Source organism: Paenibacillus sophorae, from assembly GCF_018966525.1.
GTDB classification, from domain to species: Bacteria; Bacillota; Bacilli; order Paenibacillales; family Paenibacillaceae; genus Paenibacillus_AQ; species Paenibacillus_AQ sophorae.
The window spans coordinates 5,829,178-5,840,429 of sequence record NZ_CP076607.1 but is presented as its reverse complement, the minus strand read 5'-3'; the positions used below and the strand labels follow the sequence as shown (position 1 = coordinate 5,840,429).

13 protein-coding genes are annotated in these 11,252 nt (G+C 52.3%); 12 read left to right on the top strand and 1 reads right to left on the bottom strand.

The genetic code is table 11. The features are described from left to right. Positions 1-7: 7 nt before the first annotated feature. From KP014_RS28300 to KP014_RS28245, 12 genes are all read left to right on the top strand, one after another. The gene (locus tag KP014_RS28300; RefSeq protein WP_036601639.1) at positions 8-1,030 is read left to right on the top strand and encodes a phage late control D family protein; all 1,023 of its coding nucleotides are present in this window, start codon (positions 8-10) and stop codon (positions 1,028-1,030) included. Positions 1,031-1,032: 2 nt separating this feature from the next. Further along, complete coding sequence (locus KP014_RS28295; protein ID WP_051500492.1) at positions 1,033-1,251, top strand: hypothetical protein; 219 nt, start codon at positions 1,033-1,035, stop codon at positions 1,249-1,251. Beyond that, positions 1,248-1,646, top strand: a complete 399-nt coding sequence (locus tag KP014_RS28290; protein ID WP_036601625.1) for a phage tail protein — start codon at positions 1,248-1,250, stop codon at positions 1,644-1,646. Before KP014_RS28295 ends, KP014_RS28290 begins: the two co-directional genes overlap by 4 nt. Further along, entirely contained in the window at positions 1,643-1,984 is a 342-nt protein-coding gene (locus KP014_RS28285) for a GPW/gp25 family protein (RefSeq protein WP_063619539.1), read from the top strand. The genes KP014_RS28290 and KP014_RS28285 overlap by 4 nt, the downstream gene beginning before the upstream one ends. Next, on the top strand, positions 1,981-3,111 hold the full coding sequence (locus tag KP014_RS28280) for a baseplate assembly protein (RefSeq protein WP_246590608.1): 1,131 nt from the start codon (positions 1,981-1,983) through the stop codon (positions 3,109-3,111). The genes KP014_RS28285 and KP014_RS28280 overlap by 4 nt, the downstream gene beginning before the upstream one ends. Then, entirely contained in the window at positions 3,104-3,967 is an 864-nt protein-coding gene (locus KP014_RS28275) for a phage tail protein I (RefSeq protein WP_051500260.1), read from the top strand. Before KP014_RS28280 ends, KP014_RS28275 begins: the two co-directional genes overlap by 8 nt. Then, positions 3,967-4,263, top strand: a complete 297-nt coding sequence (locus tag KP014_RS28270; protein ID WP_036597597.1) for a hypothetical protein — start codon at positions 3,967-3,969, stop codon at positions 4,261-4,263. Before KP014_RS28275 ends, KP014_RS28270 begins: the two co-directional genes overlap by 1 nt. A 15-nt stretch (positions 4,264-4,278) precedes the next feature. Next, a complete protein-coding gene (locus KP014_RS28265; RefSeq protein ID WP_036597596.1) occupies positions 4,279-8,088 on the top strand; it encodes a hypothetical protein in 3,810 nt (1,269 codons plus the stop codon). Between the two features lie 14 nt (positions 8,089-8,102). Further along, complete coding sequence (locus KP014_RS28260) at positions 8,103-8,909, top strand: hypothetical protein (protein ID WP_036597589.1); 807 nt, start codon at positions 8,103-8,105, stop codon at positions 8,907-8,909. A 65-nt stretch (positions 8,910-8,974) separates the two neighbouring features. Further along, entirely contained in the window at positions 8,975-9,289 is a 315-nt protein-coding gene (locus tag KP014_RS28255) for a hypothetical protein (protein WP_246590607.1), read from the top strand. Between the two features lie 9 nt (positions 9,290-9,298). Further along, on the top strand, positions 9,299-10,018 hold the full coding sequence (locus KP014_RS28250; protein WP_036597587.1) for an N-acetylmuramoyl-L-alanine amidase: 720 nt from the start codon (positions 9,299-9,301) through the stop codon (positions 10,016-10,018). 2 nt (positions 10,019-10,020) lie between these two features. Further along, the gene (locus KP014_RS28245; protein WP_036597586.1) at positions 10,021-10,242 is read left to right on the top strand and encodes a hypothetical protein; all 222 of its coding nucleotides are present in this window, start codon (positions 10,021-10,023) and stop codon (positions 10,240-10,242) included. Between the two features lie 59 nt (positions 10,243-10,301). Here KP014_RS28245 and KP014_RS28240 read toward each other — a convergent pair whose 3' ends face one another. Then, the gene (locus KP014_RS28240; RefSeq protein WP_051500259.1) at positions 10,302-11,057 is read right to left on the bottom strand and encodes a hypothetical protein; all 756 of its coding nucleotides are present in this window, start codon (positions 11,055-11,057) and stop codon (positions 10,302-10,304) included. Between the last annotated feature and the right edge of the window lie 195 nt (positions 11,058-11,252).

Here is an 11,252-nt window from a genome sequence, read left to right as displayed (position 1 = left end):
GGAAAAGATGCAGGATGCCCGCCGAGCCGTGCTTGTGCTGGAGTATAACGGCAAGATCGTTACGAAATACATTGCAGATTCGCTCATTGATTTTACGTACACCGACGCCGCCAGTGGCGATCTGGATGACATCGATCTCAGGCTAGAGGATAAGGCGCTCAAATGGCAAGGCGCTTGGACGGCCGCCGAAGGAGACAAGATCAAGGCGACAATCCGTACAGTCAACTGGGATAAGCCAGGGGAGATTAAAAAGTTGTATTTGGGCTCGTTTGAGGTCGATTCCGGCAGCGTTGAGGGGCCGCCGGATACCGTGTCGATCAAGGCGACGTCGCTTCCTGTCAGTTCCGGCGTGCGGCATGAAAAGCGGACGAGGGCTTGGGAAAAAACCAAGCTGAAGACGATCGCTGAAGGGATCGCCAAACATGCGGGCCTGAAACTGCTGTATGAGGCGACAGACAATCCTTCATATGACCGGATCGAGCAGACGGACGTTTCTGATATGGCGTTCTTGCTGGATGCTGCGACGAAAGAAGGTATTGCTGTAAAAGTTTCGGGCGGAAAGCTGGTGTTGTTCGATGAATTCCGGTATGAAACCAAACCCGCGGTCGCCACGATTACGAGAGGCAAGGACAATGTGCTGGATTATTCATTTTCGTGGTCCTTCGCTTCCAAGGCGTACCGCAGCGCTATCTTAACTTATACGGATTCAAGCAAAAAGAAGACCTATAAGGCGACCTACACGCCGCCCGGCGCGCCGCGATCCGGACCGGTGCTGAATTTGAACGAGCAAGTAAGCTCGCAGGCGGAAGCGGCACGGATCGCCCGCAAACGCCTGCGAGAGCGGAACAAGGAGTACGGCAAAGGCACGCTGACTCTGATGGGCGATATCCGGATGGCGACCGGCTTAACGATCAATATCAATGGTTGGGGCAAGTATGACGGAAAGTACATCATCGAATCTTGCGTACAGAGAGTCGGCAGCAGCGGTTTTGTGACCGAACTGCAAATTAGAAAGGTATTGGGGTGGTAAGCATGATTCGCACAGGCATCGTTTCGACGATTGATTTAACGGCACGAACGGTCAGGGTAACCTTTCCGGACCGAGACGACCTGGTGAGCGGAGACTTGCCCGTTATTGGCCCGGAGACTTCCGAACTTCCGGCGGCAGGAGACAGTGTCTTGGTCGCTTACATCGACAATGGATACCAAGGCTTCTGCCTCGGCCTTATCCCTGGCGGTGATAGCCCGTGAACAAAATCGGCAGTCTCGGCCCGGTCGTCTTTGTCGTTTCCGCTGGCGCGATCCGGACCATTGACGAGTTAAACCGTTCCGCAGCAGCCCGCTGGGCGAACCATGACATTCTTGGACGGAAGCCCAAAAAACAGTTTCTTGGCCCGGGCCTTGATTCGGTAACGTTCTCCGTCCGTTTCAGCGCGGCTTACGGACTCAAGCCCCGGGAGGAGTTGGACCGACTTACCACGCTTGAGCGGGCAGGCAAGGCGTTACCGCTTATTATCGGTCGTAAGAGCGTCGGGGTCGGACTTTGGGTTATTACCTCACTGTCGGCTGATTGGGATCGCCTGGACAGTATGGGCAACGTCATCGATGCTCAGGTCAATATCACATTGGAGGAATACGTCAAATGATCACTCATACCGTTGATATGACGCAGCCTTCCGCAATCAATTTTGCTCCAGAGACGATAGCGGATGAGGTCGCCCAAAATATCCGTACTATCCTATCCACACCGCTTGGCAGCGTGCCTATGGCCCGTACTGTCGGGGTGGATTATTCGGCCTTGGACGAGCCTCCCGATATTGCCGAGGCACGCATGACCAGCGCTGTGATTACGGCCATAGTAGAACAGGATCCGCGAGCTCTGGTGACGGACGTCTCGTTTTTGGCGAGCGCCGAAGATGCGATGTGGGGACGCATGCGCCCTGTGGTCAAATATGTACTTGTGGAGGAGGTGGGCGAGTCTTGACCGAGCTTGTAGATTTGCCGGACATTGCATTTGCTGACGACGATGCCGAAGCCATAAAACAGAACATTATTACCATACATGCAGGACTGACCGGCCGAACCCTCGCCAGTGGCGATCCGGAGCGGCTTTTTTTAATGTCGCTCGCTTCCATAATCATTCAGCAACGGGCACTCATTAATCAGGTTACCAAGGGACGGCTATTGCGCTATGCGGCGGGCGCGTTGCTCGATCATATGGGAGCTTTTCAAGGATCGGGACGGCTTGACCCTGCAGCGGCGATCACTACGCTGCAGTTCGTATTATCTATCCCGCTCGCATCGGCTACGCCCATACCGGCAGGAACCCGGGCAGGTCCTCAGGGTGGCGACGGATCAATCTATTTTGTGACCACGGAGTATATGGAGATTCCGGCAGGGGCAACGACCGGTACCGTTAAGGCGGAATGCTCGGCGACCGGCACGGCTGGTAATGGATTTCTGTCGGGGCAAATCAACACGTTGATGGACCAGCTTCCTTTCGTCCAAAGCGTTACCAACCTGACGGCCAGCGACGGCGGAGCCGAGGCAGAGACGGATGACGCTTTTCGTGAGCGTATCCGAACGGCGCCGGAATCCTATTCCACAGCAGGGTCGCAGGGGTCATATGAGTTTTGGGCGAAGTCCACCTCGGCAGCGATGCTGGACGTAAAAGCTTTTTCTCCGTCCGATGGAGTAGTAACGGTTGTTCCACTGCTGGCCGGAGGAGTGATACCTGGGCAGGATGTGCTTGACGCCGTATCCGAGACATTGAACGACCGCGAAATCCGACCTCTAACGGATCAAGTGACGGTCGCTGCGCCGACGGCGATCACGTATGAAACAACGCTCACATATTACATTAGCCGCAGCCGGGCTTCAGAGGTGCCAGCCATTCAGGCAGCAGTGACAGCGGCGGTCGCCGCCTATCAGCTCTGGCAACGATCCAAGCTGGGACGCCATATCAATCCTTCGGAGCTGATCGCCCGCGTCATGGCCGCCGGTGCGCTGCGGGTGGTGCCTAGTGCGCCGGTGTATACGGCATTGACCGCGACGCAAGTCGCACAGGATAGCACGACGACAATCACCTATGGAGGGCTGGTCGATGATTAACCTTTCGGACATCAGCCTGCTTGACCTGCTGCCGCCCAATCTTCAGCGAGATCCGGCAATGGCGGCTGCAGCGAAGTCGCTGGACACGGAGCTGCAGGCCATCACTTCTGAAATCAAGAAGCTGGATATCTTCGGTAGGTCCGCTGAGTGGACGGACGAGGAAGTCGACGAATTGGCCTGGGAATTTAGACCGCCCTATTATGATCCGGAATTGCCCATCGAGAAAAGAAGAATGCTTGTTCAAACCGCGATCCCGCTACACCGCCGGAAAGGCACGCCCAAGGCGGTTGAAGATGTGCTCTCCATTATCTTCAGCCGTGCCAATGTAGTGGAGTGGTTCGAATATGGAGGCACACCTGGTCATTTCAAGGTATCCATTCAGGAGATCATTGACGAGGACGTCTATAACAAAGCGATCTCAGCAATTCAGTCCGTAAAAAATCTGAAAAGTGTATTGGATACGATTGAGACGGTGTTTGAATATCGAAGCGGTATTAAAATCGCGGGTAAATATTCAAAGCTTAGTTTCCCTTTCCGAGCATTCGCCAGTCAGACGCTTTATGCAGGTGTTCCTTTCACTGGTCCGGCTGTCGTTAATATTCCCGCAAATCCGGTATACGTAAGCGGAGAGCAGGCGGCCTGCGCCTTCGAACGAACGCTGCAGGGTGCCTTCAAGATCGCGGGCCTGATTTACGCCGGAACAAGCGGCGTGGCTATTCCGCCGACGGTAAAGCCGAATGACGAGGAAGTGACCTATTTCAGCGGCGAACGCGTGACAGCGGGTTACGAAAAACAGCAGCAGGAAGGCTACAAGCTGACCGGCACGATTTATTCAGGAGGGGAGCCGATTAAATAATGGCATTAACATCAACGGCACATAGCAAAGTTAAGGCTTGGTTTCAGAGCATGATCTCGCATGGCACCTACACCATCGGCGGCACGGTTGCGACCATGCCCATTCAGTCGCTGACCTTATCCGGCGACGTAATCACTCTGCAATTTTATTTGGCGGATACCGTGAGTGGCGCAATCACTCGGTTCCAGGTCATCGACAAGGACGGAGCCGTCTTTGACGACCAGCCGGATTCGATTCAAAAGCCTGCGCTTAACGGGCTGCTGGTGACTTTTAAATACACCATTTCAAAGGTATAAGGAGGCCGATCGAGCATGACGATTTATAATAAAACGGCATGGAAGGATCATATCGTTGATTCCACGGGGAATGTCGTCCAGCAAGGCACGCCTATAAGCGCTGGGAATCTGCTGAAAATCGAAGAAGGATTAGCTAATGCTACAGCCTTCAAGGCCGACGAGTTAGGCGCGGCTAACGCACATAGCGGTATATTAAACATGGGGCCTACTGATTCGTACTATACGGCAGGTCTGCAAACCGTAAAGAATCCGACTATTTTTAAAGATTACACAAATAGTGAATTTTTGCTATCCACATTTTCGGCATTAATAGCCGGCGTTCGTATTCTCGTTGAAGGACCAGCTGATGGCAATTACAAATCCACAAAACTGGCATTACCCGTGCCGCCCACAGAAGGCACACGCGACGACCTGGTATTTTTAGAAGTTTGGCGGGACCAAACGACCCAGGAATGGAAAAGCCGTATCCGGGTTGTGGATGGCGCAGACTTTAGCGTATATGCTGATTCCGGTATGACGGCGACTAACGTACTGATTGATCCGCCGTATGTTAACACCAAAGTAACCCCGCAAGGCGGCAATGACCAGCCCGTAGTTTATGCAACTGGCTTCCGTTCTCAATTCTTGTCGGAAGCCCAGAGAAGCGCGAACAAATCTGGCGTGGGCGGAGTCGGTGTATGCCTGGGTGACGTCGGCCTTTATATCGCAGGACGCGGTGACGACACCAGTAAAGGGCTGCTGAAAACATACGATGGCTATGTATATGCAATCCCGCTTTTCAAGGTGAATCGCCGGAATTCGGGAAACTATAGCGCGACCAATCCTAACGGGGCGCGGAATTATGCGTCAATGACCATAGCCACAGGCGGAGGTGCTTCGGGCGTAAGGCTTGGCGATACAATTACGCTAACGGTCAACAGCACCTCTGGCGTTAATGTTGGCGATAACCTGGTGTATACGGCTATCACATCCATGAGAGCCAGACTTTTATCCATTAATAGCAGCACCAGCATAACGATATTGATTACCGGACAAAACAGCTACAGCTCAACAGATTCATGGAATCCAGGGAATATTATCGGCCTTGTATCCGAGCGGCCCGACAGCCTTTACGCCAATATTATTGACGAGCGGGACATCACCGATCTGCGGCATAAAGTTTATCTTACCGCGCCCAGCTACAACCAGCTACTGATTGACGGAACAGACCAAATTCTGCGGGGCGCGTCCCAGGTAGAACGAAAAAAAGCTATGCGAAAAACGTATGTAGGTGTACGGAAAACACCACTTGATGCGAACCATGTATTTTATTCCTCGCTTGACGGTACAACGGTAGCGGAAGTCGGGGGCGACTTAGGGATAGCAAGCCCTAAATTTACGCCGCATGCCACAGGCGTAGGGCTTCTATCCCCTGGGATAAGCCGATCCTTCAGCGTGAATCAAAACCAGGCGAGCGTAGAGGCGTGGTTTGAAGTCGCGCAGCTGCAGGACCCTACCGGCTTCGGCACGGGCAATACTATTTTGCAGATCAATACAAACTTGTTTCCAGCACAAAACTTATGGTATGGCGTAATTATGCTAGGAAAAGTGGCTTCGTCTGGTCCGAACAGCTTTTACATGCTTTTCGGTGACACTGCCAGCACAACTATAACGCTTGATCTATCGGGAAAACTGGCACATTTACGTCTTACCGCAGACCTAATAACAATGAAAACCCGGCTGTACCTTAACGGCAAGCAAGTGCGGGAATTTACCATAAACAGCGCTATAAATACGCTGGTAGGCTGGCAAGTGGCGAACAACTTACGATCCTGGCGATTATCCGACATCGCCGTATCCAACATCGACCGCGGGGCAACATTCGCCACGCTACCGGCGGACTTCATTGCCAATTATGCGGATATCATGCCTGCTCTCAATTTCCAGCGTCGGATCAACAGTGACGCCCAGACTTCACAAAAATCCTACGCAGTCGCTAAGGTGCAGAATCAGACCCAGGAACGCGGAGTAATTGTCACGAAAGGCGCAGGCGTTAATACGGCTATTTGGGAAGCTGGCGACAAAATTAAGGTTAAGGGCTTGGCTGGTGAAATCATCGGCGGCGTTATTGATTCCGATACAGCTCTGGCAAAGGTGACGATAAGCGGGTCTGGTATTAATCCAACTTTTGGGTTAGATGATTTAAGTAAACTGTCGGTAAATGATACAGTTACAATCCGTAACGCGGATATGTCAGCCGTCTTTGCGTCAACAGCAACTATTACGGCCATTGATACTGCGAATAAGACAATAACTGTTAATAGTTCCGGCGGAAACTGGAATGTTCCAGTTGGGTATCTTCTTTTTGAAACGACGGCCAGTACCTCAACCCCAGCAGTGAGGGCAATCATTGCTGGTACTTCGACGACCGTACCTGGAACATGGGCGAACCTTGGAACGAACGAAGCCGAAATCACACTGGGAACTTTGCCAGGTGGACTTGACGTTGAGGACATTATAGTTGAATACAGTCTGAATATGCCTGCTGGCCAAGGCGGGTTGTACCAGGTGTATGCGAAAACCTTGGGCGGGGAAGCGAATGGGAAGAAGCTTATACCCGGCAGCGTGGCCGTTACCGACGATTTCATGGGTAAGGTTGCAGGCAGTACGACGGTAAATCCGAACAAAGCCTACAGCGCTACAAACGGACCGGCAGCGATACCCGCAGCACCCGGTACGGAATTCACACAAGGCGAGTACGACGCGATTAAAACTCTGGATGCTTCACTTAAAGCCGTTACAACGTCGGTTAACGGGCAGCAGGCGGCTATTTTAATGTCGTTTGACCTAATCCGGGAATTTGAAAACAAATATGCGATAATCCCAGGTTCCTATACCGTAGCGGAGAAGGTGGCCTGGTTAAAGGCTAATGTCAGTAAAGCCAACTTTACCTGGTGGGGATACGGTAGTGGTCCAGCGGGGAATAAGGCGAGTTTGGTGGGGTTCAATGTTTCAGGCGGAAACGTTTGGAACTACCCAACGGACCAAACTAGTGCAACCGTAACAAAAACACAGAAAGTAAGCACTATTACATCGGACCTTGACGCTAACGGATTCCTTCACTTCCTAGCCTACGCCGGTGCTTCGGACGGCGTAACGGCGTCCACGCTATACATGGATCATGTTTCAATAGAATTCGAAGTCGTCACTAAATCGGGCTACGATACCCTGGTCCCAGAAAACCCGCGTCGTGACACTGGTCTGGCGGGTGTGCTGTATGTACGCAGACAGACCCGCGAGGTTGAAAGTCTGTTCCCAGGCAATGACGAAGATAACGGCACTGTAGTAATTGGGGACTATGTACCGACACAAGAAATGGCAACAGCCACGATTTCGGGTGTGCGGGACGTTCTGCTGGGAATGCAGGGCTTCGTAACCACAGCGGGGACGAATAAGGCCGCAGGTGCTGATATTGACTATGCAACCGCAATAGCCCGGCTACTGGGGCCAGGTGATCCGCTTGCCTATCAAGTAGACCCTCAAAGTCTGATAGGTACGACGGCGTATGATGCTTCAGGTGCTTCGGGCGTGATGCGTTACTGGTACCCCGACTTTCCTTACGGCACAGGCCCGCAGGGTGTCCTTTATTCTGACGGTATACCTACATGGGCGGCAAAAGCTGCGGAATTTTTGGCAGGAATAACACGTTTGGTAGAGTATAACGGGGAATTGCTTCTTATGATTGATATGAGGAAGCGCAGTTCCCTGTCTAACAACGGCCTGGGCGGAAGCAATACAGCTAGACGATACTACCGTCTTCCGGGCCGTCCGCTCATTAAATCATGAGGAGGTTCACGTGAATGGAAACCGTAATTTTCAGTAGACAGGACCACGCCGTATCCGGGCTTAACCGCCCGGCCGGTCCCTGCGAATATACGCTGCAGCTGCCCTACCCGATCACCGCCGTAAAAACCCTGCAAAGGGCGAACGGCGAACGGCAGAAAACCAATGGAGACGGCCAGCTGCTGTACCAAAGCAATCCGGTCCCGGGCGAAGACGGGCAGGAAACATACGACGAAGTCACGACGGCCCGGATACCCACAGCCTGGGAAGAAGTGACCCAGGAATATAAGCTGGTAAACGAAGACGGCAGCGTAACACCGGCGAGCAATACCGCCCGCGTCCCGACTGAATGGGAAGACCTGCTGCCGATCATGGTCCCGAATATCGAAGCTTACCAGGTGACCTTTGCCGAGCAGCCCAGCCTGTTCACATATGACGATCTTCACGAGGCGAAGCTGGTCAGCCTTGAAAAAGCTTCTCCAAATCTCCGGCTGGTTTACTACGATGAAGATTTTGAACCGGCGAGTTTTTCGTCCGAACTGGCTGACCACGCCGCAAACCTTGGCGACGGGATTATGGCCATCCACCCGGGCGGCACATGCCGGACGGTTAAGCTGCAGCTGGGAACGGCTGCCGACACGATCCAGCTTTATCTCGAAGCGCAGGAAGGGATAGGCGTCGAAGTCGGGGCCACGGTTTCCGGTTTTGTTCCAGTAACCGGAGGGGTCGCCGAGCTGCCAGAACCGGCCGATGCCTTGTACGTACGCTTCACGAACACGACCGATACGTACAAAGAGGTCTATGCTTTTGGAATCCTGGTGTAAGTGATTTGAACATCGCGCTGTATAGCCGTATTTTTTATGCCCTCGGATCACCGGGGGCTTATATATTGTCACAAAAGAGAGAAGGCGGGGAGTGCGTGAAGGTTGAAGTTTCGTCTCTTATGGCAGCAATAGGTATTATCAGCGGAGTGATACTCGGATGGCTTGGCCGCGCCAGCGCAACCAAAAAGGACACGGAGCAGCGGGCCAGTAGCGGAGCTGCGATCCGATCCGATATGGATTACATCAAAAAGGGCGTTGACGATATTCGGGTAGACGTGCGAGTGCAGGGGGAGCGCACCAACGCGCTGGCAGAGCGTGTGACTCGGGTAGAAGAAGCGTCAATACAGGCGAATAAGCGCTTGGATAAATTAGAGGAGTAGGAGGCCAATATGAAAATCATTCAAAAAGGCAATCAGTATACGAATTACAGCAGCCGGGATGGCCATGTGCCTATTGCCATTGTAGACCACATCAGCGGCGGGACGATGGGCAGCATGGATGCCTGGTTTACCTCGGAGGACAACAGAGGGAGCAGCGCCCACTTTGGTGTTTCCCGGGCCGGGGAGATTCACCAATTTGTGGACATCCAAAAGATGGCCTGGGCAAATGGAATAGCTTATGCTGCTATCCCGAAGGCGACTGCAGCCATTGTAAAAGAGCAGGCGCCGACCAATCCCAACAAATATACCGTCAGCATTGAGCATGAAGGCACTGACGGCACGCTGACTGAGGCGCAGTTTGCCGCGTCCGTTTGGTTACACAAGCATATCGCCAGCGAGGTCAAGCGCATTTATGGGCGTGAGATGACGCTGGACAGCAAGCATGTCATTGGGCATTTCCAGGTTGACCCGGTCCGGAAGCCATACTGCCCGGGTCCGAATTTCCCGTGGACTCGCCTGTATTCTGCGCTTCAAAAAAAGGAGGACGAGGAAGTGAAGAAAGATACCGTTGTGACGGTTAAAGTGGATGGTAAGAAGATTGCGGACGGCGTGCTGGATGAAGGAACTACCTACACGCCGGCGCGTGCTGTGGCAGAAGCTTTAGGTGCTACGGTTACCTATGATGCCATAGCCAAAACCGTAAACATCACTAGCAAGGGGGATAAATAATAATGAACAAAGTCAACTGGAAAGCAAAGCTGTCGTCTCGCAAGTTTTGGGCGCTGGCGGCAGCACTCGGTACGTCGATCCTGGGAGCCATTGGCGCATCTGATGACACAGCGGTTAAAGTGACGGGGATTATCACAGCCGTGGGTGCCTGCGCGGTGTACATGCTGGCAGAGGCGTATACGGATGGTAAGGCTGCGGGATCGGACGACGCGACGTCCGAGTAAATTCACAAACGATTGGGAATATGAAAATCCCCGCCGGTGTGTGCCAGCGGGGATTTTTCTCATTTTAATTGAGCAAGAGCTTCCTTCATTTGTTCCTCGTTCGACTTCACCGATTCGCTATCCGGTGTATCCGCTCCTCGATATGTATACTTCGTGTTTTGGTAAAAATCATATGCAAAATCCTTGATTGGAAGCCCGTCCTTGCTGTTTCGCTCAACAACCACTGATTTGAATATATTGGTCAGCATATATTCCGAGTTGTCTATTTGTGCTAAATAATTTCCGCTACGATACTCTTTTACAATGTATAAGATGAATTTTTCCCATTCTTCTTGCTGTGGTTGATAGTTTCTTGCAAGCATCTCCGCAGCATCGGCTTTTTCTGTTTGGCTACCGCCAGATGTTACGATGGTCGCTATTTGCGATTCCCAATCATGAGCCTCAGTTTGGGCGGATTCAGGAACTTCGGCAGGTTGTTTGGATGGTGCCGATGTTGGCTCTGATGTTGGAGCGTTCGTTGGTTCAACCACTGCACTAGCAACACCTTCGTTAACGCTTTCGGCAGTAGCTGTGGGTTCTGCCGTAACGATCGGAGACGTGATTGCCGTGACCGCAGCGGTAGGTTCGGGCGCTGTCGAAGCCTCGGTGTCTTCGGGATCAATGTTTGCAACTCCAATTATAAACAGCACGAGTCCGACAACTGTAACTATGAAGTTTCTTTTCACAGTGGGTCTCTTCTTGATCTTTGCAACAATAGACATGACTAAAAAAATAATAAAACCAAAAAAACCAACAACTTCAAAGAACAACCACATTTCTCTTTCCCCCTAAAATATGTAATGGAAATATTTACGCATTACTATTATCGGGGTTTCGTTCGAAAGAGTGAAGATGAATTTTTATATAAAGGCCAGCCATGCACGGCCAACTCGTAGCGGGTTCCCGCGACGTTTCCCCATTGCTGGGGAAGACGTTTCGGCCGGTTCCCATCCGGCCATCATCAGGCGAGG